The following is a 26,020-nucleotide window of genomic DNA, read 5'->3' on the forward strand; positions in this document are numbered from 1 at the left end:
TCCGAAGTGTCACGCTTCGCGGCGCCAACCTTGACACTTCGCGGAAGCGTCAGACGAGGTCGACGGCGCGGATCGAGCTGGCGGAGATGGCGGCGGCGATCTCGCTGAGGGTCTCGGCGGGGATCGCCGAGTCGACCGAGAGCGCGACCAGGGCCTTGCCGCCCTTGGTGTCGCGGGAGACCTGCATGCCGGCGATGTTGACGTTGGCGTCGCCGAGGATCTGGCCGACGGTGCCGACCATGCCCGGGCGGTCGTCGTACGTGAACAGGGCGAGGTGGTCGGTCGGCTCGATGTCGATGTCGTAGCCGTTGACCTCGACCAGCCGCTCCTTCTGGTGGATGCCGACGAGGGTGCCGCTGACCGAGATCTGCGAACCGTCGGCGAGGGTGCCGCGGATCGTGATCAGGTTGCGGTGGTCGGGGCTCTCCGGGTCGGTGACGAGCCGTACGGCGACGCCCCGCTCGGCCGCGAGCAGCGGCGCGTTGACGTAGGACACCTGGTCCTCGACGACGCTGCTGAACACGCCCTTGAGCGCGGCCAGCTCGAGCACCTTGACGTCGTGGTCGGTGATCTCGCCGCGCACCTCGACGTCGAGCTGCTGGGCGACCTCGCCGGCGACGCCGGTGAAGATCTGGCCGAGCTTCTCGGTCAGCGGGATGCCGGGGCGCACGTCCTCGGCGATCACGCCGCCCTGGACGTTGACGGCGTCGGGCACGAGCTCACCGGCGAGCGCGAGCCGGACCGACTTCGCGACCGCGATGCCCGCCTTCTCCTGGGCCTCGTCGGTCGAGGCTCCGAGGTGCGGCGTGGCGACGACGTTCTCGAGCTCGAAGAGCGGGCTGTCGGTGCACGGCTCCTTGGCGAAGACGTCGAGGCCGGCGGCCGCGATCCGGCCGGTCTTCAGCGCGTCGAAGAGCGCCGCCTCGTCGACGATGCCGCCGCGGGCGGCGTTGACGAGCACCAGCGAGGGCTTGGCCTTCGCGAGCTGCTCGGCATCGATCAGGCCAGCCGTCTCGGGGGTCTTCGGCAGGTGCACCGACATGAAGTCGGCCTCGGCGAGCAGGGTGTCGAGGTCGACCAGACGGACGCCCATCTGCGCGGCGCGACCGGCCTGCACGTAGGGGTCGTAGGCGATGACGTTCATGCCGAAGGCGCTGAGCCGCTGGGCGACGAGCACGCCGATCCGGCCGAGGCCGACGATGCCGACGGTCTTCTCGTAGAGCTCGATGCCGCTGAACTTCGAGCGCTTCCACTCGCCGCCCTTGAGCGCGGCGTGGGCGGGCGCGACGTTGCGGGCGGCGGCGAGCATCAGCGCGACGGCGAGCTCGGCCGCGGAGACGATGTTGGAGGTCGGGGCGTTCACGACCATGACGCCGGCTTGGGTCGCGGCCTTCACGTCGACGTTGTCGAGCCCCACACCGGCACGGGCGACGACCTTCAGCCGCTTGGCGGCGGCGAGCGCCTCGGCGTCGACCTTGGTCGCGGAGCGCACCAGGATCGCGTCGACATCGGCGATGGCCGGGAGCAGCTCGGCCCGGTCGGCGCCGTTGCAGTTTCGGATCTCGAAGTCCGGCCCCAGCGCGTCGACGGTGGCGGGGCTGAGCTCTTCGGCGATCAGAACGACGGGGCGGTCAGTCACAGCAGATGTCCTTCACTGAGGATCGTGCGGGGGTGAGGGTTTGCACGTCGCTGTGCCGACGTTCACGGTACCGGACGACCACCGGTGTTTCGAACTCGTGTCAGGCCTCGAATCGGGCCTGTCCGCGGCCCTCCGACCGCGGTCGGATGCCGATCCAGCCGCCGACGACTAACGTTCAGTCATGGGGACCGACTCCCCCGACCCGGTCAAGCATGGGGCCGTGACACTGGGCGCTCTCGTGCTGGTGCTCTGCGCGCTGGTGGCCGCCACCTTCGACGGTCCGCGCTGGACCGATCTCGAGGGTGAGGAGGAACGGCAGACGACCAGCGAGGAGGGTCGGCAGGTCGAGAAGCCCGACGAGCCGACCGACGAGGACTCCCAGGAGCCGGCCGACGACGACGAGCCCTGGTTCCCCTGGCTGCCGCCGCTCGACCTGCTGCTCCTGGTGCCGGCCGCGTTGATCTTCGGCGTCGCGCTGTTCGTGGTCGCCCGGCTCCGGCTGGTACGACGACGCCGGCAGCTCACCGGTCGCATCGGGCCACGCCACTCGCCGGGACTCGAGGACGAGCCGCCTCCCGACGAGGAGGTCGAGGGCCTCCCGGAGGCTCTCGGCGAGGGCGCCCGCACGATCGGCGAGGGCTCGCCGCGCAACGCGATCGTCGCCTCGTGGGTCCGGCTCGAGCAGGCGGTCGAGGGCGACCGGTTCCCGCACAAGCCGGAGGAGACACCGAGCGAGCTGGTCGAGCGGGCGCTGGCGGCGTACCGGCTCGACGACGAGGCGATCCGCCGGCTGGCCGCGCTCTACCGCGAGGCCCGCTTCTCGTCGCACCCGATCACCGAGGAGCACCGGCTCGAGGCGACCGCCTGCCTGCGCCGGCTGCTCGCGACGCTGGGGACCGGTGCGCGATGACGGTCGTCTGGGTCGCGCTCGTGCTCACCGCGGCGGCCGTGGCGTTCTACGCCGCGTTCGTCAGCCGCACCGTCACACCAACGACCTGGCCGGACGAGGCACCGCTCCAGGTGCGGGAGAACCGCGCCCACGACCAGCAGATCCACCACCTCGAGCGCCTGGTCGCCGCCGACGACCCGACCGCGGCGCACCAGGTGGTGCGCGAGGTGACCGGCGACCTGCTGGCGATGCCGGTCCTGGCCGAGGTCAGGCTCGATCCCCGGGCCGCCGCGTTCGTCGCGGACCCGCCGGTGGGCAACCCCGACCGTTACCGGCGTGACCTCGCCGCGGCACTCAAGAGGATCGAGGACATGTGAGCGGACACACCGAGGCGTCCCGGAAGGCCCGAGCGGTGCTCGACGAGATCGAGCGCGCGGTCGTCGGCAAGCGCGACGCGCTCACCCTGGTGCTGAGCGCCATCCTGGCCGGCGGGCACGTGCTGCTCGAGGACTTCCCCGGCCTCGGCAAGACCCTGGCCGCGCGATCCTTCGCCCAGACCCTGGGCCTGGACTTCCGACGGGCACAGTTCACCCCCGACCTGCTGCCGGCCGACCTGACGGGCTCGTTCATCTACGACCAGGGCCGGGCGACGTTCGAGTTCCGGCCGGGTCCCCTCTTCACCGGCCTGCTCCTCGCCGACGAGATCAACCGGACCCCGCCGAAGACCCAGGCGGCGCTGCTCGAGGCGATGCAGGAGCGGCAGGTGACCGTCGAGGGCGAGACGTTCACGCTGGAGCCGCCGTTCCACGTGCTGGCGACGGCCAACCCGGTCGAGTACGAAGGCACCTACCCGCTGCCGGAGGCGCAGCTCGACCGGTTCCTGCTCCGCGTCGGCTTCGGCTACCCGGACTCCGAGGAGGAGTGGGAGGTGCTGCGGCGCCGGCTCGAGCGCCAGCGCGAGGAGCAGACCCTCGCGCAGGTGGTGTCCCGTGAGGAGCTGCTGGCGATCCAGGCCGTCGTCGAGACGGTGACCGTCGATCCGGACATCGGCCGCTACTGCGTCGCCCTCGCTGCCGCTACTCGCAAGCACCAGCACACCCTGGTCGGCTCGTCCCCGCGCGGCGGGCTGGCGCTGATGCTGGTGGCGCGCGGCTACGCGGTGATCGACGGGCGCGACTTCGTCGTACCGGAGGACGTCAAGGCGGTGGCCGTGCCGGCGCTGGCACACCGGATCACCATCCGCCCCGAGCTCTGGATGACCGACATCTCGGGACGGTCCGTCGTCGAGACGGTGCTCAGCCAGGTGCCGGCGCCGACGGCTCGCGACCGGGTCTGAGCCTGGATGAGCGGGCCGACCCGATGACCGGCTGGCAGCCGACCTACGCCCACCTGCGGGCCGTGGTCGTCGGGCTGACCGTGCTCGTCGTCGGGGTCGTGATCGGGCGGGCCGACGCCGTCGTGATCGCCGCGCCCCTGGTGCTGGTCACGCTGTGGTCAGCACGGCGACCCGACACCGAGCCGCGGGCCGTCACACCCCTCACCGCGCTCACCGTCAACGAGGGCGAGGAGGTCACCTGGGAGGCCACGATCGAGGGGCTGCCGCCCGGCGGGGTCGCCACCGTCGTCCATCCCGCCCAGAAGCTGCTGGAGGTCGAGCCCGCCGAGGGGCTGGTGGTCGCGGCGGGCGCGGACGGCCCCGGTCCCGGCTCCGCGGTAGCGCAGATCGGGCTGCGGCCGCTGCGCTGGGGTCGCCGCCGGCTCGGCGACCCGGCCGTCGCGGCGTACGACGGCTGGTACTCCTGGCGCTGGGGCCCGGTCCCCCTCGACGGCATGCGGATGACGGTGCTGCCAGTGACCGCGCCGCTGGACGACGCCGCGCCCGCGCCGCACCCACGCGGCCTGGTGGGCATGGAGCGCGCCGCCCGCCCGGGTGAGGGCACCGAGTTCAACAAGGTGCGGCCGTTCGGGGTCGGCGACCGGCTGCGCCGGATCCACTGGCCGGTGTCCGCCCGCACCGGGCGGCTGCACGTCACCGCCACCTACTCCGACGAGGACGCCCACGTCGCGGTGCTCATCGACGCCGTCAACGACGTCGGCGAGAGCACGGGGATCGACGGCGACAAGAGCAGCATGGACCTCGCCGTACGCGCCGCTGCGGTGCTCGCCCAGCACTTCCTGCACCGGGGCGACCGGGTCGGCATCCGGGTGTTCGGCGCCTGGCGGGTGACCATGGTGCCGGCGTCCTCCGGCCTGCTCCAGCTGCGCCGGATCCTCGACACGCTCTGCCTGATCGAGCCAGGGACCGCCCGTGGGGAGGATGCGCTCGCGGCTCGGCAGGGCCTCGGGGCCGGCACCCTCGCGCTGATGCTGTCGCCGCTCATCGACCGCGCAGCCACCCAGCAGGTCGCGATCCTCAACCGGGCCGGCATCGACGTGGTCGTCATCGACACGCTGCCATCGGGGATGGAGGAGGAGACCGGTACGACGCCCGACGCCCTCGCCTGGCGGATCCGGATGCTGCAACGGCGGGTCGAGACCACCCAGCTCGCCTCGCTCGGCATCCCGGTCGTCCCGTGGGCCGGCGCCCACAGCCTCGACCAGGTCCTCCGGGACCTCAGCCGCCGTCGGTCCACCCCGAGGCTGGTCGTCCGATGAGCCCCGAGCCGTCTGCCGGCAGCGCCTTGACCGGGTTCGTCGTCGAGGACCGCGACGGCACCCGACTGCTGACGATCACCATCCCGGGCATCGTCGTCCGCATCCTGACGATCGTGCCGGTCGTGACCGCGCTCGGAGTGCTCCACCTGGTCGCACCGGAGACGCCGTGGTGGCCGTCGCTCGTGCTGGTCCTCCTCGCCGTCATCTCGGCCGAGGTGCCGGACTCCGGCGCCGGCCTGGTCACCCTCGCCGGCCTGGTCTCCTGGTGGCTGCTCGCCGTCCCCGAGGACACCGTCTGGTGGGCGCTCCTCGTCGCGACCTGCGGCCTGGTGTTCCACGTCGCGCTCGCCCACGCCGCCGCGGGCCCACCGGGAGCCACGCCGACCTGGGCCGTCGTACGTCAGCTCGCCGGGCGCTGCGGGCTGGTGCTGCTCGTGACGACCGGCCTGGCGGTGGTGGTCGAGGTCGCCGAGGAGTGGGGCGAGCCGCCCGCCGTACTCGTCGGGATCACCCTCGCCCTGATCGGCATCCTCCCCTGGCTCGCCGCCCGTCGTACCGGGTAGCCCGCCGAAGTGTCAGGCTTGGTGCGCCGAGGTGTCAGGCTTGGCGCGCCGAGGTGTCGATCTTGGTCGACACCTCGCGCGACCAAGATCGACACCTCGCGCGACCAACAGTGACACTTCGCGGGTGGGTCAGCAGTGGCGGATGTCGGCGGCGGTGAGCTCGCCGCCGCTGCCGGCGTTGTCGCCGTAGATCGACATGGTCAGCGCCCAGGGACCGGTCTTGGGGATCTTGAACGTGCCGACGGCGGAGACGTTGCCGTGCCTGACCCAGCCGCTGTCCCAGTCGCGTGCCGTCGGTACGCCGCTGCGGGTCGCGGTCAAGGTGGACCGGACCCGGACCCACCGGCGAGGCATCCTGCGCGCGTCGAGCCGGTTGTAGATCTTCCAGACGGTCCCCTCGTCGGCCGAGACCTTGCAGGCCTGCTGCTTGGCCCGGTTGAGGGACTCGAGGGTGGTCCAGTCCTTGCCTGCGGCGGGTAGTGCAGATGCCGTCGTGACGGTGCTGAGAGGTGCGATCACGGCGGCCACCGTGAGTGCCCCCACCGCCATCCGGGTGAACTTGTTCACGTGTCCCGCTTCCGCGTAGTGCCGACCACGATGACCGGACACCCGGAGCCTAGGCAAAGGATCCCGGCACCGTGGGAGAACGGCGAAACGTCGGGCGTGGGTCAGATCGGACAGCCGTCGGGGCCGCACGCCTCCGCGTCGGCTGCGCCGGGCACGGTCTCGAGGACCGGGTGGCCCTCGGACCAGGCGCGCTCGAGGAGCTGGCTGAAGAACTCGGTGGGCTGGGCGCCGGAGACGCCGTACTTCTCGTCGACGACGAAGAACGGGACCCCGTTGGCGCCGTACGCGCGGGCCTGGGCGATGTCGGCGGCGACCTCGCCGGCGTACTCCTCGCTGGCCAGCACCTGCTGGACCCGGGCAGCGTCGAGGCCGACGCGGACGGCGACGTCGCGCAGGACCGCGTGGTCGGCCACGTTGCGGGCCTCGTCGAAGTAGGCCAGCAGCAGCGCGTCCTTGAGCGCGGCCTGCTGGGCGGGGCCGCCGTCGGCGAGCGCGAGGTGCAGCAGTCGGTGCGCGTCGACGGTGCTGGTGTGCGGCGACTCGTGGTGCCGCCGCCACTCCATGCCCTCCTCGGCAGCGAACCGGGTGACCATGGCCTGCTTCTCGGCGGCATCGGCCAGGGTGAGCCCGTACTTGCGCGCGAGCGCCTGCTGCGCGGTCTCCGTCGGCTCCGTCGGCGCGCTCGGGTCCAGCAGGAACGAGTGGTAGACGACCTCGACGTCCGCGCGGTGCGGGAACTCGGCCAGTGCCCGCTCGAAGCGGCGCTTGCCGATCGAGCACCAGGGGCAGACCACGTCGGACCAGATATCGATGCGCACGACAGGTCACAACCAGCGCCACCCCTGACCTGTTCCCAGGGTGGGTTCAGGGGTGGTTCCGGGGGTCTGCCCGACGCGCGCGAGGGGCCTGCACCGGAAGGCTGACGGCCATGATCACCATCGAGTCCCTGACCAAGAAGTACGGCGCATTCACGGCCGTCGACCATGTGACGTTCACCGCGCAGCCCGGTCGGGTGACCGGCTTCCTCGGCCCGAACGGCGCCGGGAAGTCCACCACGATGCGGGTGATGGTCGGCCTCACCGAGCCGACCTCCGGCCACGTGCACGTGCTCGGACGACCGTTCGCCGCGCTGCCGAACCCCGGCCGCGAGGTGGGCGTCCTGCTGGACGCCTCCGCCCAGCACGCCGGCCGCACCGGCCGCGAGATCCTCACCATCGCCGCCCGGACCATGGGGCTGCCGAAGGGCCGCGTCGACGACATGCTCGACCGCGTCAGCCTCACCGAGGAGGAGTCGAGCCGCCGGGTGCGCAACTACTCCCTCGGCATGCGGCAACGGCTCGGCATCGCCACCGCACTTCTCGGAGACCCGGAGGTGCTGATCCTCGACGAGCCGGCCAACGGCCTCGACCCGGCGGGCATCCGCTGGATGCGCGACCTGCTGCGCGAGTTCGGCGACCAGGGAGGCACCGTGCTGCTCTCCAGCCACCTCCTGCACGAGATCGAGGTCATCGCCGACGACATCGTCGTCATCGGCAACGGCCGGATCGTCGCCGGTGGCACCAAGGAGGAGCTGCTGGCCTCGACCGGCACCCTCGCCCGCGCCGCCGACCCGGCCGTCCTCGCCCACGCGCTCGAGGCCGCCGGCATCGTGACGTCGGTCGCCGACGGGGCCGTCTTCGCCGATGCCGACCTCACGACCGTCGGTCGTACGGCGTTCGCGGCCGGCGTCCCCCTGACCGAGCTCCGGACGGCGGACGGCGCCGGCCTGGAGGAGATGTTCCTCGAGCTGACCGCTGAGAGCCAGCGCGACTCCCTCGACTACACGGAAGGAGCGGTCGCATGAGCACCGCGACCATCACCCCCTCGACCACCGGCGGATCCGCCGTGAGCGCCCGCCCCCGGGAGCGGTCCGTGCCCGACCCGATCCCGTTCGGCCGCGTCCTCGGCGTCGAGCTGCGCAAGATGTTCGACACCCGGTCAGGCTTCTGGCTGATGGCGAGCATCGTGATCGCGTCCGTGATCGCGACCACCCTCACCATCCTGCTCGGCGACCGCGACGACCTGACGTTCGACTCGTTCGCCGCGTCCGTCGGCAGCCCGATGTCCATCGTGCTGCCGATCATCGGGGTCCTCGCGGTCACCAGCGAGTGGAGCCAGCGCACCGCGCTGACGACGTTCACGCTGGTCCCGAGCCGCCGCCGCGTGATCGGCGCCAAGCTGGTCAACGCCCTGGTCATCGGCGCCGTCTCGATGCTGGTCGCCCTCGGCGTCGGCGCGGTCGGCAACGTGGTCAGCTCCGCGATCACCGGGAACACCGCGGTCTGGGACATCCCGGCCTGGACCTTCGCCCAGATCGTGCTGGCCAACGAGCTCGGGATGCTGCTCGGGTTCGCGCTGGGGCTGCTGTTCCGCAGCTCCCCCGCCGCGATCGTCGGCTACTTCGTGGTCAACCTGGTGCTGCCCGGCATCTCCGAGGCGCTGGCGTCCTCGCAGGAGTGGTGGGCGGACAACGCCGCCTGGTTCGACGTGAACTCGACCCGCTTCCTGCTCTTCGACTCGAAGCTGACCTCGGAGGAGTGGCTCCAGCTGGGCGTCACGTCGTCGATCTGGATCCTGTTGCCGCTGGTCATCGGTCTCGGACTGGTGATGCGGTCCGAGGTGAAGTAGTCCCTTCGGACTAGATCGATTCCGACCCAACGCAGGATCCCGCGCCGTCCTCGGTGCGGGATCCTGAACGTCCCGAGGAAACGAGGCACCGATGCTCGCCGCACCCGCACCCGCCCTGCCGGTCAGGAAGCCGGCGACTCCGCCGACGCCCGGCGAACGGCAGGCGACGTGGGCGACGATCGTCTTGTTCCTGATGGTGTTCTGGTGCGGCGTCGTGCTCGGCGTCGGCGCCCTGTGGAACGCGTTCGTCGGCTGACCGACAGGGCTCAGTCGCGCGGGATCGCCAGCCACTCCGCCCAGCTGAGGTCGCGGCCGACGTACCTCGGCGCCGCCAGCGGCCAGTCGCGGGCGATCCACTCCGGGACCAGGGCGTCGAGCGCGGTCTCGACCTCGGTCCCGACGTACTCGTCCCTGACCCACCACGAGATGTCGGCGTCGCCGCCGGCCTTGTCCGTGGGGTCGATGTAGACGCAGCCGATCAGCTCGGTCTCGTCCGCGTCGAACAGCGCGTAGTTGAACGACTCGTGGGCCTGGATCTCGTCCCAGTGGTGCTGGAGGTCCGCACGGTCCTGCTCGGCGGTCATGTCCGCCGGCGGCCAGCCCCACGCCTCGCCGTAGATCGACCACAGGCGCTCGCGGGAGCCCATCACCGCGGGCATGTCGAGCTCGGTGTCGTCAGGGTGGATCGGGCGGATGTGGTGTCCGGTCGGCAGGTCGACGCGGGTGGGGTGCTGCCAGCATTCGGGCAGCCAGGGGGTCTGATCCTTGGTCACCGCGGCACCCTACGTCGGCGACGCCTGCCGTTCGCCGGATTTAGTGCTGGAGGTTCGGGTCCCACCGATTCGCCAGCAGCGTGAAGCTCGGGGTGTCGTCGAGCGAGGTCATCGCCTCGTAGATGCGCTCGTACGACGTCGCGGCGATCCGCCAGCTGCCGTCGGTGTCGCGGCGGTACTCGTCGCGGTAGTAGCCGGCGCCGCGGATGAGGACCTTCATCTCCGGCACGATCACGGTGTCCTCGAAGGCCCAGGAGCCGGTCGCCGTACTGCCGTCGACCTCGATCTCCGGATGGTTGGCGATGTGGACGGTCACCACCTCGGGGCCCAGGTTCTTGATCATGAACCCCACGACGTCGTCACGACTGTCGTAGTGGACCGGCTCACCCATGGCCTGGGTGCCGTACCGGGCATGGACGTCCGCCGTCAGGCAGTCGCCGAAGGTCGGCCAGTCCTTGAGGTCGAGGGAGCGGAAGTAGCGGTGCTTGAGGCGCTTGATCTCCTCGACGGCGATGATGTCCATCGGCACACTGTAGCCCCGAAACTAGAACACGTTCTCATAGGAGCCGGGATCGACCCCGGAACGTCGTACGGCCCGCACCCCGGAGGGTGCGAGCCGTATGACGTGAGCCGGTGCCGAGGGTCAGCGGGCAGCCGAGCCCTCGGTGTAGTCGGCGTCCTCCTGCTTCCACGCGAAGTGCGAGCGGAGCAGCTTGCCGGTCGCCTCGATCGGGTGGGAGGCCTCCTGCTCGCGCAGCTCGAGGAACTCCTTGCCACCGTTGTCCTGGTCGCCGATGAAGCGCTCCGCGAACGAGCCGTCGCGGATGTCGGCGAGGATGCCCGCCATCGACTTCTTGACGTTCTCGTCGATGACCCGCGGGCCGGAGACGTAGTCGCCGTACTCGGCCGTGTCGGAGACCGACCAGCGCTGCTTGGCGATGCCGCCCTCCCACATCAGGTCGACGATCAGCTTGAGCTCGTGCAGCACCTCGAAGTACGCGATCTCCGGCTGGTAGCCGGCCTCGATCAGGGTCTCGAAGCCGGCCTGGACCAGGTGCGAGACACCGCCGCAGAGGACGGCCTGCTCACCGAACAGGTCGGTCTCGGTCTCCTCGGCGAACGTCGTCTTGATGACGCCGGCGCGGGTGCCGCCGATGGCCTTGGCGTAGGACTTCGCGAGGTCCCAGGCGGCGCCCGAGGCGTCCTGCTCGACCGCGATGATGTCCGGGATGCCGCGGCCGGCGACGTACTCGCGACGCACGGTGTGACCCGGCGCCTTCGGGGCGACCAGGATGACGTCGACGCCCTCGGGCGCCTCGATGTAGCCGAACCGGATGTTGAAGCCGTGGCCGAAGACGAGGGTGTCGCCCGCGGTGAGCGCCGGGGCGATCTCGTCGCGGTAGAGGTGCCGCTGCACCTGGTCGGGCGCGAGGATGACGATGACGTCGGCCTCCTCCGCCGCCTCGCGCGGGGTGACCACGCGCAGGCCCTCCTCCTGGGCCTTCGCCCGGCTCTTCGAGCCCTCGAGCAGGCCGACGCGGACGTCGACACCCGAGTCGCGCAGGTTCAGCGCGTGGGCGTGGCCCTGGCTGCCGTATCCGATGACGGCCACGTGCTTGCCCTGGATCAGGGACAGGTCGGCGTCGTCGTCGTAGTAGATCTCAGCCACTGGGGGCTCTCCTTCGTTGTGGTGGTTGTACGTCAGTTGCTGTTGGCCGCAGGCGGCACGGGTACGGCGACCGGCTTGGCGCGCTCCGAGATCGACCGCGGGCCGCGTCCGATCGCGATCGCTCCGGACTGCACGAGCTCGCGGATGCCGAACGGCTCGAGCACCCGGAGGAAGTCGGCGATCTTGCCGGCGTTGCCGATCGTCTGGATGGTCACGGCGTCCGAGGCGACGTCGACGACCTTGGCCCGGAACAGCTGGACGGCGTCGAGCACCTGGCTGCGGGTCTCCGCGGTCGCGCCGACCTTGACCAGCACCAGCTCGCGCTGGACCGAGGCGTTGGGGTCGAGCTCGACGATCTTGAGCACCTCGACCAGCTTGTTGAGCTGCTTGGTGACCTGCTCGAGCGGGCTGTCCTCGACGTTGACGACGATCGTCATCCGCGAGACCTCGTCGTGCTCGGTCGGACCGACCGCCAGCGACTCGATGTTGAAGCCGCGACGGCTGAAGAGCGCGGCGATCCGCGCCAGGACGCCGGGCTTGTTCTCGACCAGAACCGAGAGCGTGTGCTTGGCCATGACTTAGAGGTCGTCCTCATCGAACTGGGGAGCCAGGTCCCGTGCGTACTTGATGTCGTCGTTGCTCGTGCCGGCGGCGACCATCGGCCACACCATGGCGTCCCGGTGCACCCGGAAGTCGACCACGACCGGAACGTCGTTGATCTCCATCGCCTTGGCGATGGTGGCGTCCACGTCGTCGGGCGACTCGCAGGCGAGACCGACGCAGCCGTAGGCGTCCGCCAGCTTCACGAAGTCGGGGATCCGCTTGGAGTGCAGGTCGGTGTTGCTGTAGCGCGAGTTGTAGAACAGCGTCTGCCACTGCCGCACCATGCCGAGCGACTCGTTGTTGATGACCGCGACCTTGATCGGGATGTTGTTGATCGCGCAGGTGGCGAGCTCCTGGTTGGTCATCTGGAAGCAACCGTCCCCGTCGACCGCCCACACGGTGTTGTCGGGCATCGCGACTTGGGCGCCCATCGCGGCGGGCACCGCGTAGCCCATGGTGCCGAGGCCCCCGGAGTTGAGCCACTTGTTCGGCTTCTCGTAGCCGACGAAGTGCGCCGCCCACATCTGGTGCTGGCCGACACCCGCGGTGTAGATCGTTTCGGGTCCGGCGAGGGCGCCGAGCCGCTCGAGGACGTACTGCGGAGCGAGGCCGCCGTCGGCGGGCTTGTCGTAGCCGAGCGGGTACTTGGCCTTCACCCCGGCGAGGAACTGGACCCAGCCCTCGTAGTCGCCGGTGTTGCCGGCCTCCTGCTCGGTGCGCAGGGTGGTGATCAGGTCGATGAGCACCTCCCGCACGTCGCCCACGATCGGGACGTCGGTGAAGCGGTTCTTGCCGATCTCGGCGGGGTCGATGTCGGCGTGGATGACCTTCGCGCCCGGCGCGAAGGAGTCGAGGTTGCCGGTCACCCGGTCGTCGAAGCGGGCGCCGAGGCTGATGATCAGGTCGCTCTTCTGCAGGCCGGCGACCGCGGCGACGGTGCCGTGCATGCCGGGCATGCCGAGGTGCTGCGGGTGGCTGTCGGGGAACGCGCCGCGCGCCATCAGCGTGGTGACCACCGGCATGCCGGTCAGCTCGGCCAGCGTGCGCAGCTCCTTGGACGCACGGGAGCGGATCGTGCCGCCTCCGACGTACAGCACCGGCCGGCGGGCGTCGAGCATCAGCCGGGCGGCCTCCCGGATCTGCTTGGCGTGCGGCCGGTTGACCGGGCGGTAGCCCGGCAGGAAGATCTCGGTCGGCCAGTCGAAGGTCGTGGTCGCCTGCAACGCGGACTTCGCGACGTCGACGAGCACCGGGCCGGGGCGGCCGGTCGAGGCGATGTGGAACGCCTCCGCGATCGTGCGCGGGATCTCGGCCGGGTCGGTGACCAGGAAGTTGTGCTTGGTGATCGGCATCGTGATGCCGCGGATGTCCGCCTCCTGGAAGGCGTCGGTGCCGATCATCGCGGCGCCCACCTGACCGGTGATGGCGACCATCGGGACCGAGTCCATGTGCGCGTCGGCGAGCGGCGTCACCAGGTTGGTGGCGCCGGGACCGGACGTGGCCATGCAGACACCCACCCGGCCGGACGCGGCGGCGTAGCCCTGCGCGGCATGGCCGGCGCCCTGCTCGTGCCGCACCAGGATGTGGCGGATCGGGCTGTCCATCAGCGGGTCGTAGGCGGGCAGGATCGCGCCGCCGGGGATGCCGAAGATGTCGGTCACGCCCGCGGCCTCGAGGGACTTCACCAGTGACTCGGCCCCGGTGACGGTCGAACCGCTCTGCTGCTGGTCACTCATCCGACTTCTTGTCCTTCACATCTCGTGGTGCTCGCGCACCCGGCACCCGCTACAGCCACCATTGGTCGTCGTACTCAACAAAAAACCCCTCGGTTGCGAGGCAACGAGGGGCGGACGCGCAGCGCTGAGTCAGCCGGCGCGTCCGGTGCGTACGAGGAGGAGGTCCTGGCGCATGCGCTCAGCGTACGCCGTCGCACCCGGTGCCGTGCGCCCACCCTCCCACGCGTCCCACATGCCAAGACGCGCGTCTCAGATCTGACGGTTCTCACGGGAGCACCAGGTCGCCGATCGGGCTCGGGTTGTACGCGATCTCCCAGCGGTAGCCGTCAGGGTCGGCGAAGTAGCCGGTGTAGCCGCCCCAGTCGCGCTCGACCGCGTCGACCACCGGGTCCGCGCCGGCCCGGCGCGCGATCGACAGCACGATGTCGACCGCCTCCTTGGTCGCCAGGTTGTGGGCGATCGTGATCGGCGCCAGGCCACCCCCGGTCGGCATCGTCGGCTCACCCACCTCCGCGGCGAAGTGCGCGCGGTCCCACAACGAGAGGACGAGGTGCTCGCCCGTGCGGAACATCAGCACCTCCCCCGGCACGTCGAGCTCGGGACGCCACCCGAGCCCGGCGACGTAGAACCGCCGGGTCGCGTCGAGGTCGGACACGGCCAAGGTCACGAAGCTGATGCGCTGCTCCATGCCCTCCACCATGTCACGCCTTGCCGACACGCGCCTCCAGCTCCTCGAGCACCTCCGGCACCGCCGCGAGCGCCTCGGCCGCGGTTCGCTCGGCGGCGTCGACGGCGGTGAGGTACGACGCCCGCGGGGCCGGTTCGTCGGGCAGCGACTCCCGGACGTGGTCGGCCAGGAGCAGCGCGTCGCGGTGGTCGCCGAGGAGCGACTGGATCCGGGAGCCGAGGCTGCCGAGCGCGGCCTCGTCCTTCCCGAGCACCTCGGCCGGCGGCCGGGTGACGGCGTCGGCGGTGTGGCGGAGCCGGCGCGCGGCCTTCCGCAGTGCATGGGCGGCCTCGGGGTCGCTGGCGTGGTCGTCGGCCCGCTTGAGGACCCGGTCGATCTGCGCCGTCAGCACCTCGCGCGCGACCACGTGCGCCGGCCGGGCACTGCCGATCGCCAGCGCGGGCCGCGTCGCCCAGGCACCGAGGGCCGCCGTCATCTCCTGCGCCTCGGGGGACGCCGCCCACGCCACGAACGCGCTGTGCGCGTCCGCGTGGGCGGCCACCACAGGTGCGACCAACCGACCGCGCAGCACGCTGTCGAGGCCGACCTCGGCCGCCATCCGCTCGCACCACTCCACCCGGACCTCGAGGTCCCGCGCCTCGCCGAGCCGGTCGCCGTACTCAGCGAGCTGCGCGCGGAGGCCGCCCACCGCGGACGGCTCGGCGTACTGCGAGAACGCGGCCAGCACGTTGCGGAGGCGGCGGACGGACGTCCGCAGCTGATGGACGGCGTCGGGCTCGTCCGCGAGCGCGGCCGCCTGCCGTTCGCCGATGGTCGAGGCCAGGGCGCCGACGATGTCCGTCAGCATCTCCCCTGCGGTCGCGTCCCGCCCCATGCGGCCCACCCTTCCACGCTCCGGTGTCGGACAGGCCGACGGCAAGGAAACTCCGACTCGAAGAAAACTCGAAGCCGTGTCCCCCACTCTCCCCCTGTGGGTTCTCTCCAGCACCTTGCCTCCCGCCGGCCGGCGGCGCGGGCCAGCCTCGCCACTCTCGGCGGCGCCGTCGACGAGCGCCGCTACGTCTGCCCGGAGCAGCTCAGCCGGCGGCTCGACCAGCTCCTCGAAGGCGATGCCGACGCGCGGCTGCTGCTGCTGAGCGGCACCGGCGGCTCCGGCAAGAGTGCCGCGCTGCGCGAGGCGGCGCGGCGCGGCGAGCGCTCGGGCTACCACGTGATCGCCCTCGACGGCCGGCAGCTGGTGGCGGCCGGCCCGCGTCTCGCCGACGTCTTCGCCGACCTGCCGGAGGGCGACCTGCTGGTCCTGGTGGACGAGCTCGGCCACCTCGGCGCCCGTGCGCACGCGCTGGGGCGCACGCTGGCCACCCTGCCCGACTCCACCCGCGTGGTGACCGCTGCCGCGGAGCAGCCGCTCGGCTGGCTCCCCCCGGAGCTGGAGCCGCTGGTGGCCACGCTGCGGATGCCCGCGCTCGACCAGCACACCTCCGACCAGGTGCTGCGCAACCACGGCGTCGACGACGGGAGCGCCCGGACGGCGATCAGCACCTGGGCGTGCGGGTTGCCGCTCGCGCTGGTGCTCGGGGCCGCGGCCTGGATGGAGCATGGCTCGACGTCGATCGAGCCAGGGGGCGCGGTGCTGACGGCGACCGCCGACGACCTGGTCGGTCACCTCTCCGGGCTCGCCCTCGACCAGCTCGACACGGAGCTGCTCGAGGTCGCGGCCGTCGCCGGCTGGGTGGACCACCGGCTGCTGGCCGACGTCCTCCCCGACCGCGACTCCCACGACGCACTGGCCACGCTGACGTCGTATTCGTTCGTCGAGCGCAGCGGCGCCGGCGTCACCCTGCACCCGCTGGTGGCGCACGCGGTCGCCGATCGGGTCCGGCACGACGGCACCCGGATCTCGGCCCTGGTGCTCCGGATCGCGTCGCACCTGCGGGAGCGGGCGACGGCCGGGGACGCCCGCGCGCTGCACCAGCTCGCCTGCCTCTCCGAGGACCCGAGCCTCCGTGCCGGGATGGCGCCGACCCACAGCGCGACGCTGTACGGCGACGACGTGCGGGCCACCGAGGCCGACGAGATCGTGGGCTGGGCGCCCGAGGCGCTGGCGGACGCCGTACGACCCTGGCTGCAGGCGCAGCCGGCCGTGTCGTGGCGGACGCCGCCGCAGGTCGTGCGGCACACCGACGGGCGCGTGGTCGCGGCCGCGATCGCGCTGCCGCTCGGTGAGGCGGCGGCCATCGTGCGGTCCGGCGACCCCCGGGCCGAGCTGGTCGCCCCGCTGATCGAGTACGCCGACCGCCATGGGATCACCGAGCGGGTCGTGATCAGCCCCTTCCAGCTGATGGCGCCCGGCGCTGCCGACGAGGACCCCAACCTGATGGCCCTCCGCAACGGCCACACCCTGCAGCGCTGCCGGGTGCCGAACCCGCGCTTCGACCTGGTCAACGAGTTCGGCTGGAACGACTTCGAGCGGATGGTCGTCGCCGACTGCGGCTACGAGGAGGTGCCCGAGCTGCGTCGCGACGTCCGCGGCCAGGAGGTGCGGACCTGGGTCGCCGACGTCGGCCCGGCCGGCCTGGTCGGCCTGCTCTTCCGCGGCGTCGCGGCCGAGCACGGCATCACCCTCCCCGAGCCGCGCACCCAGGGCGACCTGGTGCTCGCGGCGCTCGACGACTTCCACGACGACGGGGCGCTCGCCGCCCTGCCGTCCGCGCCGCTCGGCCACGACGTACGGCACGCGGCGGACTGCGTCCGCACCTTCGTACGGCGCACCATGCTCACCGCGCTCCACGACCAGCCCCACCTGGCGGACCTGCTGGAGCAGCGCTACCTCGAGCCGGTCGCCACCCACGACCAAGTGATGCGGGCGACGTTCCTCAGTCGGGCGACGTACTTCCGCCGGCTCCGGACGGCCCGGGAGCTGGTGGCGGCTGCGGCGGACCGGGTGGGCGCGCCGCTCTGAGGGCGTTGCAGGAATCACCGGTCCGCCGGTGATTCCTGCACTTGTCGGCCGTTGCAACCCCCGATAAGTGCCAGTTTTGGCCGGGTGATGTGACGGACGGGGCCGGAGTGGCGGGTGAGCCCGAACTACTTGATCAGTGACGACAGCGAGATCAGCTGCTGCCCGTCGTCGTCGAAGTTCCCCGGGTCCAGCCACGCCTGGTGCGCCGCGGAGACCTCCGGCCACTCCCCGTCGGTGACCGAGAACCAGTCGGTGTCGCGGTTGCGGCCCTGGGTGACCATGTGGTTGCGGAAGCGGCCCTCGTAGACGAAGCCGAGCCGCCGCGCCGCCCGCCGCGACGGCTCGTTGAGGCTGTCGCACTTCCACTCGAAGCGTCGGTAGCCCAGGTCCTCGAACGCGTGGCGCATCAGCAGGTGGATCGCCTCGGTCCCGGCGCGGGTCCGCTGCAGGGTCCGGGCGAGCAGCACGCCCGCGACCTCGACCTGCCCGGTCCGCGGCTCGACCCGCATGAACGACGCGATCCCGGCAGCGCGGCCGGCGCCCTCACCCTCGGTCGGGACCATCGCGAAGGTCAGGTCGTCCGGCGCGTCGACGACGGCGGCCAGGTGCATCCACAGGTTGGCGAGCGACGTCGGCTTGGCGATCGGCCGGTACGTCCACAGCGGGTCGTCGTCGGGCCCGCAGACGGCGGCGAAGAGGTCGGAGTAGTGCGCCGACGTCAGCGGTACGACGCGCAGGTAGCGGCCCTCGAGCATGACCGGCTCAGGCGCCAGCCGGGTCTCCCACCCGGGCACCACGTCGCCGACGTACTGGTCGTGGTCGTTCAGCTCCGGCACGGCGACGAGCGTACGGCGTGCCCCCGACCGGGCAGCCGCGGACTCAGCCGCGGACTCAGCTGCCGACGACGAGCTCGGCGAACTGCCGGACCACGTCTAGCCGCGGGTCGGGCGGTCCGCTCTCGCCGCGATGGACCACCGAGAGCTCCTGCCACAGCGGCGGGTCCAGGCTGCGGACCCGGACCTCCCCCGGCGGCAGCCACCGGGAGTCGAGGCTGTGCCAGAGGCAGGACGCCAGGCCGTGCAGGACCGCCTCCATCCACACGCTCCGCTCGTCGCTCTCGACCGACACGACGGGCTCGACCCCGATCGCGGCGAAGAACGCGTCGAGGGCGGCGCGGCGGTCCGAGCCCGACGTGGGCAGCACGAGCGGCACCCCGCCGAGATCCGCGAGCGGCAGCGGGTCCGGGAGCTCGAGCCCGGCCGGGGACACGAAGCGGACCTCCACCCGGCCGACCGGGATCACCACGAGGTCGGTCTCGAGGACCTGGTCGCAGATGCCGAGGGCGGCCCGGCCGGAGCGCACCAGCTCGTGCACGTCGGCCGCGCCTCCCGCGCCGAGGAGGCGGCACGAGGTCGTCAGGCCGTGGTCGCCCAGCGCGCGCAGGATCGGGATCGCCAGCGCGGCCTGCAGCGTGGGCGACGCGGCGATGGAGAACGGCGGCCCCGCCCCACCGGCGTCGCGGGCCCGGCTCAGGGCGGCCAGGCTGCGCAGCACCCGCCGCGCCCGTGCCACGACCACCTCGCCGTCCGCCGTCACCTCGACGCCCTGCGCCGAGCGTGCGAAGACCGTCACTCCGAGCTCGCGCTCGAGGGCGCGCACCGCCCGGCTGAGAGCCGGTTGCGCGACGTACAGGCTGGCCGCGGCAGCGGTCATGCTGCCGTGGTCAGCGGTCTCGACCAGGTACCGCAGCTGCTGGATGTTCATGGGCCTCGCCGTGGGTCATGCCGAACGGGTCTTGGCTCCGGGCCGCCTCCTCGCCCGAGCCTGGGGACGTGTCCCGACCACCGAGGAGAACCATGACACCGATCCGATCCCGACGCCTTCCCCGAGGCGCAGCCGCCGCGCTGGCCGCCACGGCGAGCGTCCTCACCCTCACCACGCCCGTGCTCGTCGGCGGGCCGAGCGCTGCCCAACCCGCGCCCCCGTCGACGACCCAGTCGACGACCCGGCCCACGACCCAGTCCGCGCCACTCAGCGGCCTCCGGGTCCTGCTCACGAACGACGACAGCGCCCAGGGGCGCGACACCACCTTCGGCACCGACGGCAAGGGCCTCTACGAGCTCCGCCGGGCGCTCTGTGCGGCCGGCGCGGACGTGCTGACGGTGGCCCCGTGGCTGCAGCAGAGCGGCGCCGGCGCGCGGATGACCACCCCCGGGTTCAGCCCGGTGCCGCTCACGGTCCAGGCCGTGACGCCGCCATCGGCGTACGCCGGTGACTGCACCGCCGCGCCGGGCGGCGCCGCCGTGTTCGGCGTCTGCCAGAGCGCCGGGCCGTGCGCGTCGACCACGCCCTCGGCGCCGCCCGCCGACGCCGTCAACGTCGCCCTGAGCAGGTTCGCGCAGACCTACTGGGGCGCCGCTCCCGACGTGGTGCTGTCCGGGGTGAACTTCGGCCAGAACGTCGGCGCGACGATCAACCACTCCGGCACGGTCGGTGCGGCTGTCACCGCGCACGAGTACGGCGTACCGGCGGTCGCGCTCAGCGCGGAGGTCCCGCGCGAGCTCTCCCAGATCCCGCACGTGCCGTTCGCCGACACCGCAGCGTTCGCCGTCCGCCTGCTCGAGGAGCTGATCGACGCCGACGCGCTCGACGACGACCTGGTGCTCAACGTCAACCACCCGTTCGTCGCTGCCGGGCAGACCGTCGGCGACCCGGTCGTGACGTGGCGGGGACCTCGAGCGACCCCGGCCTCAGGTTCACCGGCGACGTGCCGGCGACCGGAGGGACCTACCAGCTGGTGCCCGGTGCCCCTACGCCTGAGACGCGGAGGCGCGCCGACACCACGGCCCTGGCTGCCGACGACATCTCCGTGAGCGCGCTCGACGGCGACTGGAGCGTGGCCTACCCCGGGCTCACACTGTTCACGGTCGTGCGGCGGCTGTCCTGACGGGGTGACCCCGGCTCGGCGCCGTCCTCTGCCCGATCACCAGGCAGCGCGAAGGGCGGCGTCGAGCTCGGACCCGACCGGGTCGTCGACCGAGCGCACGAAGACCGCCGTGACGGTGCCGCCGCCGTGGGCGTCGAGCCGCTCGGCGATCGCGCGCCAGGCGGCGAGGTTGGGGTGGTCGATGTCGGTGCACGCCGCGGCCGGCGCGAGCGTCGTGATCGCCTCGTCGAGCTGCTGCCGGCTGACCTCGAGCGTGGCGGTGCTGCCGTCGTGCTTCAGGACGGTGCCGAGGACCGCGGCCGGCAGCTTGTGCACGCCGCCGGGCTGGTTGACGTGCGGGAAGTCGCCGTCGACGGCAACAGCGTACGACGCCGGGAACTCCCACCCGTCGATCTGCGCGCCCAGCCGCTCCCGGATGGCCGCGAGCCCCTCGAGCGTCGACCACTCGTCGAGCGGGTCGTCGTCGAACGCCCGCAGGCCGTCGAGGCTGGTGCGGTTCTTCCGGCGCCGGTAGTCGGCCGAGCCCTTCACGCCCTTGCGCTCGAAGTACGGCGGGAGCAGGTCGCGGTCCCCCACGAAGCTCATCAGCGGGACGCCGAAGCCGCACGAGTCCGAGACCCGCTCGACGTCCACGACCACGACCGCCCGCGCCCCGGGCAGCTCGGTGAAGTGAGCGGCCAGCGCGTCGTACTCCTCGTCGTAGACGCCGACCACGCGGCCGGTGCCGTGCAGCCGCACGATGTTGGGCGGGCCCTCGAACGCGCAGAACATGACGGTGATCCGGCCGTTCTCGCGCAGGTGCGCGATCGTCTCGCTGCCGCTGCCGGTGCCGTCGAGCCACGCGAACGTGCGCTCGTCGAGCACGGCGAACGTGCCGGGGATGCCGCGCGGGGACACGTTGAGGTGCCCGTCGGCCGCGAGCGGCGCGGTCGCGACGAAGAAGACGTGCTGCGCCTCGATGAAGTCCCGGAGCCGACCGGTGATGGCGGCGTGCACCTTGCCCATGCGGTGAGCCTAGATCCGGACCTACGGGAGCGGTGAGTCGGCGCTCCACACCTTGGGCTCCGCAGCAGACACGCTCATCTGCTTGAGCGCGACGGTCTTCTTGAAGATGGACCGCTTGTACGGCAGCAGGACCACCAGCGCTACGCCTTCCTGGTGCTCCAGCTCGACCCGGACCGCATAGGTCCCGCGAGCGAGCACGTCGGCGACGAACGCAACAGCCCGCTGGTCGTCAGCCCTGGCCCTCGCGACCTCGTAGAGGCCCGTCAGGATCGTCTCGGACTGCGGTGACTCGCCGAGGTCGTCGTCGACCGCGACCAGCAACGTCTCCCCGTCGGCGGACACGGCCGCTCCGAACGGCCAGAGCTCGCCGTGCGCCGTGAGCTGTTGCTCAGCGAACGGCAGCACCGCGCTCAGCAGGCCGTCGAGGTCTGCCTGCGCACGCTCGGAGGTCATGTCACGCCATGAGGCCATGGCCGCGATGGTGGCACAGCGACGGGAACCGATCGGCGATCCGCGGTGTAATGACGACACCAGCCACCAGGACCGGAGCCAGCGACGGACGAGACCGAGGCGGTACGCCGCGCCCAGGCGGGTGACCGGGACGCGTTCGCGCACCTGGTCGCCCGGCACGGTGCTGCCGCGACCCGGGCGGCGGCCTGGTTCGGCGCAGGACCCGATGCGGACGATGTGGTGCAGGAGGCGTTCGTGAAGGCGTGGCAGGCACTCGACCGGTTCCGGCCGGAGGCACCGTTCCGGCCGTGGCTGATCCGGATCGTGGCCAACCAGACCCGCAACACGGTGCGCGGCCGGAAGCGCCGCGACGCGCTGGCTCTCCGCGCCCTGGAGCTGCGGGAGGGGCCGGATCCCGCCCTCGACGCGCTCGCGGCCGAGCGGCAGCGCACCCTGCTGGCCGCGGTCCGGTCCTTGCGGGCGGCCGAGCGCGACGTCGTGGTGTGCCGGTGGCTGCTCGGGCTCAGCGAGGCGGAGACCGCAACCGCCCTGGGGATCCCGAACGGTACGGCGAAGTCGCGCGCCTCCCGGGCGCTGGCGCGGCTGCGCGCCGAGCTGACCGAGATGGAGGTGAGCCATGATCGAGCGTGAGCTCGCCGCGCTGGCGGACCGGGTCGCGCCGGACCTCGAGCCCAACCTGCCCGAGCGGGTGCTGGCCCGGCTCGACGAGCGCCGGCCCCGGAACCGCCGTGGGGTGGTCGCGGCGGTGGTCGCCGCGGCGGCTGCCTCCACCCTGCTGGTGCCGCAGGTGCGGGCGGCAGCGGCAGACCTGCTGGGCGTGGCCGGGATCGAGATCTCGTCAGAGACCCCAGACGCACCGGTGGAGCCACGATCCCCGCTCCCGGACCCGCAGCCCGCCTCGGTGGCCGACGCACGGGCCGCGGTCGACTTCGCGGTCGGAGTCCCGGCCCGGCTCGGGCCGCCGGACGAGGTGACGGTCGCCGACGACGGCCGGGTGGTGTCCATGAGCTGGCGCGACGGCGTCCTGCTCGACCAGTTCGACGGCCGGCTCGGGCCGGTGTTCTCGAAGGAGGTGGGTACGACGGGCGCCGAGGTGGTCCGGGTCGCGGGCGCCCGGGCGTTCTGGATCGGCGCAGCGCACGACCTCACCTACGTTGACCGCGACGGCGACGAGGTGCCGATGACGGCGCGGCTGGCGGGTCGCAGCCTGGTCTGGGAGTCGGGCGGGGTGACGTTCCGCCTCGAGGGCGAGGGGCTCGACGTGGCCGGGGCCACCGCGATCGCACGCTCCGTGCGCTGAGCGGGAACCGCACCGCGCCCGGCGGGGTAGTCACTGCATGAGGACCTCCCTGCGATCGGCCCGCTTCGCCGTACTCTCCCTGCTCCTGGCGCTGCTCCTCGCCGCAACCGCCTCCCCGGCGGTGGCGAAGGGACCGACCGACGTGCACGTCTCCGGCCCGGGAGTCGACGCGGCCTTCGGCTGGACCGAGCGGGGCGGCGACATCGACGTCGGGACCCTCTCCGAAGCGGCGCTGATCGGCCACCACTGGGACGGGAGCCGGCTCGCTCCGTCGTCCCCGTTGACTGCCGAGCAGCTCGGGCCCCGCTACGTGCTGACGTGGACGGTCGGCCGCAGCCGGTGGGCCGTCCAGCACGCCTACCCGTTCGCCGAGGGCGGGGCGTGGGTGCACTTCCTCTCCCTCCCGGTCGAGGGAGCCGGCGGCTGGGTGCGGACACCGGCACTGAGGAAGCAGCTGGTCGCGCTCGGCGCAGGCGCGGAGCCCTCGCCTGCTGCCGTCGCCGTCGTGGAGCCGGCGGCACCCGAGGCCGAGGCGGCGGAGAGCCGGGACGACCCCGGCACGCCGTACGACGTCCTCGTGCCCGCCGGCCTTCTCGTCGCGGTCGTGCTCGGGGCCGGCGTGCTCGTCTGGCGGCGCCGGCTCAGCCGGTGACGGCTCCGAGCGCCGCGGACTGCACGGTCTTGGCATACTTCCCCAGCACCCCGCGGGTGTACTTCGGGGGCAACGGCGCCCAGCCCTCCTGGCGCTTCTCCAGCTCCTCGGGCTCGACGTGCAGCTCGAGGGTCCGGTTGGCGACGTCGAGGGTGATCGGGTCCCCGTCGCGGACGAACGCGATCGGGCCGGCGTCCACGGCCTCCGGCGCGATGTGTCCGACGCAGAGGCCGGTCGTGCCGCCGGAGAACCGGCCGTCGGTGATCAGGAGGACGTCCTTGCCGAGGCCGGCGCCCTTGATCGCGCCCGTGATGGCGAGCATCTCGCGCATCCCCGGGCCGCCCTTGGGGCCCTCGTAGCGGATCACGACCACGTCGCGGGGCTGGATCTTGCCGTCCGCGAGGGCGTCGAGCGCCGCCCGCTCGCCGTCGAAGACGCGCGCCGTGCCGGTGAAGGTGGACTCGTCGAAGCCGGCGCTCTTCACGACCGCGCCCTCGGGCGCCAGAGTGCCCTTGAGGATGGTGAGACCGCCGGTCTTGTGGATCGGCTTGTCCATGGCACGGATGATGTCGCCGTCGACCTCCGGCGGGGCGATGTCGGCGAGGTTCTCCGCCATCGTCTTACCGGTCACCGTCAAGCAGTCGCCGTGCAGCAGGCCGGCGTCGAGCAGCGCCTTCATCACGACCGGGATGCCGCCGACCTTGTCGACGTCGTTCATCACGTAGCGTCCGAACGGCTTGAGGTCGCCCAGGTGCGGCACCTTGTCGCCGATCCGGTTGAAGTCGTCGAGGTGCAGGTCGACCTCGGCCTCCCGGGCGATCGCGAGCAGGTGGAGGACGGCGTTCGTCGAGCCACCGAGCGCCATGGTGACGGCGATGGCGTTCTCGAACGCCTCCTTGGTCATGATCTGACGGGCCGTGATGCCCCGGCGGAGCAGCTCGACGACCGCCTCGCCGGACTTGTGGGCGAAGCCGTCGCGGCGCCGGTCGACGGCCGGCGGCGCGGCCGAGCCGGGCAGTGACATGCCGAGCGCCTCTCCGATCGAGGCCATCGTGTTGGCGGTGTACATGCCGCCACAGGCGCCCTCACCCGGGCAGATCGCCCGCTCGATGCGGTCGACCTCCTCGCGGGTGATCTTGCCGGCCAGGCAGGCACCGACGGCCTCGAACGCGTCGATGATGGTCACGTCGCGGCCGTCCACGTTGCCCGGCATGATCGAGCCTGCGTAGAGGAAGACGCTGGCCAGGTCGAGCCGGGCCGCCGCCATCAGCATGCCGGGCAGCGACTTGTCGCAGCCGGCGAGCAGCACCGAGCCGTCGAGCCGCTCGGCCTGCATGACGACCTCGACCGAGTCGGCGATGACCTCGCGCGACACCAGCGAGAAGTGCATGCCCTCATGGCCCATCGAGATGCCGTCGGACACCGAGATGGTGCCGAACTCCAGCGGGTAGCCGCCGCCCGCGTGGACGCCGTTCTTCACGGCCTTCGCGAGCCGGTCCAGCGACAGGTTGCAGGGGGTGATCTCGTTCCAGCTCGAGGCGACGCCGATCTGGGGCTTGGCGAAGTCGTCGTCCCCCATGCCTACGGCGCGGAGCATGCCGCGGGCCGCGGCCCGCTCCAGTCCGTCCGTGACGTCGCGGGAGCGGGGCTTGATGTCGGGCTGGGAGCCCGAGGAGTCGGCGCCTTGATCAGTCGGTCGAGCCATGCGTCGAGGGTAGTCGGGGTGGCCGCTCGTCCTCCGCCCCTGTCCGCCGAGCGGCCCCGCAGCGGGGCGCCAGGTAGTCAAATCTTGTATCGGTAGTCAGTACGGATGTACGTCGCCTGCCCACCCGCGAATCTGAGGGTGGACATCCAGCACAACAGGACCGGGGGCGCACCACCGTGACGACACTCCTCATCAGCCTTGATCTCGATCCCGACCGCGCGGACGAGGTGGTACGGCTGCTGCGCCTCGAGATGGCGCCGTGGATGCGCCAGCAACCGGGCTTCGTCTCCAGCCACTGGTTCCTCGCCGAGGACCGCCAGCACTGCACGATCACCGTCGAGTTCGAGAGCGAACCCGAGGCCGCCGAGGTCGCCCGCGCCACCCTCGCCCTGCCCTCCAACCCCGCCCGCTCGTGGAACGTCGGCCGCGTCGACACCGTCGCCGACCTGGACTTCGCCCCGCGTCCGGGGCTGCGGCTGGAGAGATAGTCCCTGACGTTTCTGTCGTGAAATCCGGCGATCCGCGACAG

28 protein-coding genes and 1 pseudogene are annotated in these 26,020 nt (G+C 72.1%); 14 read left to right on the forward strand and 15 right to left on the reverse strand.

From position 1 onward, the window contains the following. Nucleotides 1–49 precede the first annotated feature (49 nt). Entirely contained in the window at nucleotides 50–1,639 is a 1,590-nt protein-coding gene (gene serA, locus D0Z08_RS06595) for a phosphoglycerate dehydrogenase (RefSeq protein WP_118923881.1), read from the reverse strand. A 181-nt stretch (nucleotides 1,640–1,820) separates the two neighbouring features. Here serA and D0Z08_RS06600 point away from each other — a divergent pair, with 181 nt between their 5' ends. The 5 genes from D0Z08_RS06600 to D0Z08_RS06620 are packed head-to-tail and all read left to right on the forward strand — an operon-like array spanning nucleotide 1,821 to nucleotide 5,746. Beyond that, a complete protein-coding gene (locus D0Z08_RS06600; protein WP_118923883.1) occupies nucleotides 1,821–2,549 on the forward strand; it encodes a DUF4129 domain-containing protein in 729 nt (242 codons plus the stop codon). Then, the gene (locus tag D0Z08_RS06605; RefSeq protein WP_118923885.1) at nucleotides 2,546–2,905 is read left to right on the forward strand and encodes a hypothetical protein; all 360 of its coding nucleotides are present in this window, start codon (nucleotides 2,546–2,548) and stop codon (nucleotides 2,903–2,905) included. Before D0Z08_RS06600 ends, D0Z08_RS06605 begins: the two co-directional genes overlap by 4 nt. Further along, complete coding sequence (locus tag D0Z08_RS06610) at nucleotides 2,902–3,864, forward strand: AAA family ATPase (protein ID WP_118923887.1); 963 nt, start codon at nucleotides 2,902–2,904, stop codon at nucleotides 3,862–3,864. Before D0Z08_RS06605 ends, D0Z08_RS06610 begins: the two co-directional genes overlap by 4 nt. Before the next feature lie 23 nt (nucleotides 3,865–3,887). Next, nucleotides 3,888–5,183 carry a DUF58 domain-containing protein gene (locus D0Z08_RS06615; protein WP_118923889.1) on the forward strand — a complete coding sequence of 432 codons (1,296 nt, stop codon included), beginning with the start codon at nucleotides 3,888–3,890 and terminating at the stop codon, nucleotides 5,181–5,183. Next, nucleotides 5,180–5,746 carry a hypothetical protein gene (locus D0Z08_RS06620; RefSeq protein WP_147381345.1) on the forward strand — a complete coding sequence of 189 codons (567 nt, stop codon included), beginning with the start codon at nucleotides 5,180–5,182 and terminating at the stop codon, nucleotides 5,744–5,746. Before D0Z08_RS06615 ends, D0Z08_RS06620 begins: the two co-directional genes overlap by 4 nt. A 129-nt stretch (nucleotides 5,747–5,875) precedes the next feature. Here the strand turns inward: D0Z08_RS06620 and D0Z08_RS06625 are convergent, their stop codons facing one another. After that, nucleotides 5,876–6,313, reverse strand: coding sequence for a hypothetical protein (locus D0Z08_RS06625; protein ID WP_118923893.1), 438 nt, complete (start codon nucleotides 6,311–6,313; stop codon nucleotides 5,876–5,878). A 101-nt stretch (nucleotides 6,314–6,414) separates the two neighbouring features. Beyond that, nucleotides 6,415–7,131 (reverse strand): DsbA family oxidoreductase, encoded by a 717-nt coding sequence (locus D0Z08_RS06630; protein WP_118924159.1) that lies wholly within the window; start codon nucleotides 7,129–7,131, stop codon nucleotides 6,415–6,417. Nucleotides 7,132–7,241: 110 nt separating this feature from the next. Between D0Z08_RS06630 and D0Z08_RS06635 the strand changes: the two genes are divergently transcribed. The 3 genes from D0Z08_RS06635 to D0Z08_RS31980 all read left to right on the forward strand — a co-directional run bounded on the left by D0Z08_RS06635 (nucleotide 7,242) and on the right by D0Z08_RS31980 (nucleotide 9,236). Further along, nucleotides 7,242–8,156 carry an ABC transporter ATP-binding protein gene (locus D0Z08_RS06635; protein WP_182481197.1) on the forward strand — a complete coding sequence of 305 codons (915 nt, stop codon included), beginning with the start codon at nucleotides 7,242–7,244 and terminating at the stop codon, nucleotides 8,154–8,156. Next, nucleotides 8,153–8,980: an ABC transporter permease subunit gene (locus tag D0Z08_RS06640; RefSeq protein WP_118923894.1), complete on the forward strand. Its 828-nt coding sequence runs from the start codon at nucleotides 8,153–8,155 to the stop codon at nucleotides 8,978–8,980. Before D0Z08_RS06635 ends, D0Z08_RS06640 begins: the two co-directional genes overlap by 4 nt. A gap of 91 nt (nucleotides 8,981–9,071) precedes the next feature. Beyond that, complete coding sequence (locus D0Z08_RS31980; protein ID WP_182481198.1) at nucleotides 9,072–9,236, forward strand: hypothetical protein; 165 nt, start codon at nucleotides 9,072–9,074, stop codon at nucleotides 9,234–9,236. A gap of 10 nt (nucleotides 9,237–9,246) precedes the next feature. On the opposite strand, the gene D0Z08_RS06645 is transcribed toward D0Z08_RS31980, so the two are convergent. The 7 genes from D0Z08_RS06645 to D0Z08_RS31985 all read right to left on the reverse strand — a co-directional run bounded on the left by D0Z08_RS06645 (nucleotide 9,247) and on the right by D0Z08_RS31985 (nucleotide 15,323). Then, nucleotides 9,247–9,753: a GNAT family N-acetyltransferase gene (locus tag D0Z08_RS06645; RefSeq protein ID WP_118923896.1), complete on the reverse strand. Its 507-nt coding sequence runs from the start codon at nucleotides 9,751–9,753 to the stop codon at nucleotides 9,247–9,249. Between the two features lie 40 nt (nucleotides 9,754–9,793). Continuing rightward, nucleotides 9,794–10,276, reverse strand: a complete 483-nt coding sequence (locus tag D0Z08_RS06650) for a nuclear transport factor 2 family protein (RefSeq protein ID WP_118923898.1) — start codon at nucleotides 10,274–10,276, stop codon at nucleotides 9,794–9,796. Nucleotides 10,277–10,396: 120 nt separating this feature from the next. Beyond that, the gene (ilvC, locus tag D0Z08_RS06655) at nucleotides 10,397–11,422 is read right to left on the reverse strand and encodes a ketol-acid reductoisomerase (protein WP_118923900.1); all 1,026 of its coding nucleotides are present in this window, start codon (nucleotides 11,420–11,422) and stop codon (nucleotides 10,397–10,399) included. A gap of 32 nt (nucleotides 11,423–11,454) precedes the next feature. Then, nucleotides 11,455–11,997 carry an acetolactate synthase small subunit gene (gene ilvN, locus D0Z08_RS06660; RefSeq protein ID WP_118923902.1) on the reverse strand — a complete coding sequence of 181 codons (543 nt, stop codon included), beginning with the start codon at nucleotides 11,995–11,997 and terminating at the stop codon, nucleotides 11,455–11,457. Between the two features lie 3 nt (nucleotides 11,998–12,000). Further along, nucleotides 12,001–13,761 (reverse strand): acetolactate synthase large subunit, encoded by a 1,761-nt coding sequence (locus D0Z08_RS06665; RefSeq protein ID WP_118923904.1) that lies wholly within the window; start codon nucleotides 13,759–13,761, stop codon nucleotides 12,001–12,003. A gap of 265 nt (nucleotides 13,762–14,026) precedes the next feature. Beyond that, on the reverse strand, nucleotides 14,027–14,449 hold the full coding sequence (locus tag D0Z08_RS06670; protein WP_118924163.1) for a VOC family protein: 423 nt from the start codon (nucleotides 14,447–14,449) through the stop codon (nucleotides 14,027–14,029). Between the two features lie 13 nt (nucleotides 14,450–14,462). Continuing rightward, on the reverse strand, nucleotides 14,463–15,323 hold the full coding sequence (locus D0Z08_RS31985; RefSeq protein ID WP_182481199.1) for a CHAD domain-containing protein: 861 nt from the start codon (nucleotides 15,321–15,323) through the stop codon (nucleotides 14,463–14,465). A gap of 96 nt (nucleotides 15,324–15,419) precedes the next feature. Here D0Z08_RS31985 and D0Z08_RS31990 point away from each other — a divergent pair, with 96 nt between their 5' ends. Beyond that, complete coding sequence (locus tag D0Z08_RS31990; protein ID WP_182481200.1) at nucleotides 15,420–17,411, forward strand: P-loop NTPase family protein; 1,992 nt, start codon at nucleotides 15,420–15,422, stop codon at nucleotides 17,409–17,411. Between the two features lie 125 nt (nucleotides 17,412–17,536). Here the strand turns inward: D0Z08_RS31990 and D0Z08_RS06685 are convergent, their stop codons facing one another. Together D0Z08_RS06685 and D0Z08_RS06690 are read right to left on the reverse strand one after the other, a co-directional pair. Continuing rightward, nucleotides 17,537–18,247, reverse strand: a complete 711-nt coding sequence (locus D0Z08_RS06685) for a GNAT family N-acetyltransferase (RefSeq protein ID WP_245993719.1) — start codon at nucleotides 18,245–18,247, stop codon at nucleotides 17,537–17,539. A gap of 55 nt (nucleotides 18,248–18,302) precedes the next feature. Beyond that, nucleotides 18,303–19,175, reverse strand: a complete 873-nt coding sequence (locus D0Z08_RS06690; protein WP_118923910.1) for a LysR family transcriptional regulator — start codon at nucleotides 19,173–19,175, stop codon at nucleotides 18,303–18,305. A 92-nt stretch (nucleotides 19,176–19,267) separates the two neighbouring features. Between D0Z08_RS06690 and D0Z08_RS06695 the strand changes: the two genes are divergently transcribed. Beyond that, nucleotides 19,268–20,284 (forward strand): 5'/3'-nucleotidase SurE, encoded by a 1,017-nt coding sequence (locus tag D0Z08_RS06695; RefSeq protein ID WP_182481201.1) that lies wholly within the window; start codon nucleotides 19,268–19,270, stop codon nucleotides 20,282–20,284. A gap of 110 nt (nucleotides 20,285–20,394) precedes the next feature. Here the strand turns inward: D0Z08_RS06695 and D0Z08_RS32600 are convergent, their stop codons facing one another. Both D0Z08_RS32600 and D0Z08_RS06705 read right to left on the reverse strand, forming a co-directional pair. After that, the gene (locus tag D0Z08_RS32600; protein ID WP_220454082.1) at nucleotides 20,395–21,363 is read right to left on the reverse strand and encodes a pyridoxamine 5'-phosphate oxidase family protein; all 969 of its coding nucleotides are present in this window, start codon (nucleotides 21,361–21,363) and stop codon (nucleotides 20,395–20,397) included. Between the two features lie 21 nt (nucleotides 21,364–21,384). Continuing rightward, a complete protein-coding gene (locus D0Z08_RS06705) occupies nucleotides 21,385–21,834 on the reverse strand; it encodes a hypothetical protein (protein WP_147381347.1) in 450 nt (149 codons plus the stop codon). Nucleotides 21,835–21,975: 141 nt separating this feature from the next. Here D0Z08_RS06705 and D0Z08_RS06710 point away from each other — a divergent pair. The 3 genes and pseudogenes from D0Z08_RS06710 to D0Z08_RS06720 form a co-directional block, all read left to right on the forward strand. Beyond that, nucleotides 21,976–22,464: pseudogene (locus D0Z08_RS06710) on the forward strand (RNA polymerase sigma factor); the annotation flags it as partial. Beyond that, nucleotides 22,451–23,134 (forward strand): hypothetical protein, encoded by a 684-nt coding sequence (locus D0Z08_RS06715; protein ID WP_118923918.1) that lies wholly within the window; start codon nucleotides 22,451–22,453, stop codon nucleotides 23,132–23,134. The pseudogene D0Z08_RS06710 and the gene D0Z08_RS06715, both read left to right, overlap by 14 nt. 37 nt (nucleotides 23,135–23,171) lie before the next feature. Then, complete coding sequence (locus D0Z08_RS06720; RefSeq protein WP_118923920.1) at nucleotides 23,172–23,786, forward strand: hypothetical protein; 615 nt, start codon at nucleotides 23,172–23,174, stop codon at nucleotides 23,784–23,786. Here D0Z08_RS06720 and ilvD read toward each other — a convergent pair. Beyond that, nucleotides 23,776–25,491: a dihydroxy-acid dehydratase gene (ilvD, locus tag D0Z08_RS06725; protein ID WP_118923922.1), complete on the reverse strand. Its 1,716-nt coding sequence runs from the start codon at nucleotides 25,489–25,491 to the stop codon at nucleotides 23,776–23,778. The two genes, D0Z08_RS06720 and ilvD, sit on opposite strands and share 11 nt — an antisense overlap. A 176-nt stretch (nucleotides 25,492–25,667) precedes the next feature. On the opposite strand from ilvD, the gene D0Z08_RS06730 reads away from it, so the two are divergent. Further along, entirely contained in the window at nucleotides 25,668–25,979 is a 312-nt protein-coding gene (locus D0Z08_RS06730) for an antibiotic biosynthesis monooxygenase (protein WP_182481202.1), read from the forward strand. The last annotated feature ends 41 nt before the right edge of the window (nucleotides 25,980–26,020 follow it).

It is taken from the genome of Nocardioides immobilis, from assembly GCF_003515065.1.
GTDB classification, from domain to species: Bacteria; Actinomycetota; Actinomycetes; order Propionibacteriales; family Nocardioidaceae; genus Nocardioides; species Nocardioides immobilis.

Bases quoted from the DNA above. Each gene is read 5' to 3' on its own strand.
- D0Z08_RS06715 (WP_118923918.1), top strand. From the start codon at position 22,451: ATGATCGAGCGTGAGCTCGCCGCGCTGGCGGACCGGGTCGCGCCGGAC.
- ilvN (WP_118923902.1), bottom strand. From the start codon at position 11,997: ATGGCCAAGCACACGCTCTCGGTTCTGGTCGAGAACAAGCCCGGCGTC.
- D0Z08_RS31980 (WP_182481198.1), top strand. From the start codon at position 9,072: ATGCTCGCCGCACCCGCACCCGCCCTGCCGGTCAGGAAGCCGGCGACT.
- D0Z08_RS31985 (WP_182481199.1), bottom strand. From the start codon at position 15,323: ATGGGGCGGGACGCGACCGCAGGGGAGATGCTGACGGACATCGTCGGC.
- D0Z08_RS06690 (WP_118923910.1), bottom strand. From the start codon at position 19,175: ATGAACATCCAGCAGCTGCGGTACCTGGTCGAGACCGCTGACCACGGC.
- D0Z08_RS06620 (WP_147381345.1), top strand. From the start codon at position 5,180: ATGAGCCCCGAGCCGTCTGCCGGCAGCGCCTTGACCGGGTTCGTCGTC.
- D0Z08_RS06670 (WP_118924163.1), bottom strand. From the start codon at position 14,449: ATGGAGCAGCGCATCAGCTTCGTGACCTTGGCCGTGTCCGACCTCGAC.
- D0Z08_RS06695 (WP_182481201.1), top strand. From the start codon at position 19,268: ATGACACCGATCCGATCCCGACGCCTTCCCCGAGGCGCAGCCGCCGCG.
- D0Z08_RS06640 (WP_118923894.1), top strand. From the start codon at position 8,153: ATGAGCACCGCGACCATCACCCCCTCGACCACCGGCGGATCCGCCGTG.
- D0Z08_RS06605 (WP_118923885.1), top strand. From the start codon at position 2,546: ATGACGGTCGTCTGGGTCGCGCTCGTGCTCACCGCGGCGGCCGTGGCG.
- D0Z08_RS06600 (WP_118923883.1), top strand. From the start codon at position 1,821: ATGGGGACCGACTCCCCCGACCCGGTCAAGCATGGGGCCGTGACACTG.
- D0Z08_RS06720 (WP_118923920.1), top strand. From the start codon at position 23,172: ATGAGGACCTCCCTGCGATCGGCCCGCTTCGCCGTACTCTCCCTGCTC.
- D0Z08_RS06635 (WP_182481197.1), top strand. From the start codon at position 7,242: ATGATCACCATCGAGTCCCTGACCAAGAAGTACGGCGCATTCACGGCC.
- D0Z08_RS06705 (WP_147381347.1), bottom strand. From the start codon at position 21,834: ATGGCCTCATGGCGTGACATGACCTCCGAGCGTGCGCAGGCAGACCTC.
- D0Z08_RS06665 (WP_118923904.1), bottom strand. From the start codon at position 13,761: ATGAGTGACCAGCAGCAGAGCGGTTCGACCGTCACCGGGGCCGAGTCA.
- ilvD (WP_118923922.1), bottom strand. From the start codon at position 25,491: ATGGCTCGACCGACTGATCAAGGCGCCGACTCCTCGGGCTCCCAGCCC.
- D0Z08_RS32600 (WP_220454082.1), bottom strand. From the start codon at position 21,363: ATGGGCAAGGTGCACGCCGCCATCACCGGTCGGCTCCGGGACTTCATC.
- D0Z08_RS06650 (WP_118923898.1), bottom strand. From the start codon at position 10,276: ATGGACATCATCGCCGTCGAGGAGATCAAGCGCCTCAAGCACCGCTAC.
- D0Z08_RS06615 (WP_118923889.1), top strand. From the start codon at position 3,888: ATGACCGGCTGGCAGCCGACCTACGCCCACCTGCGGGCCGTGGTCGTC.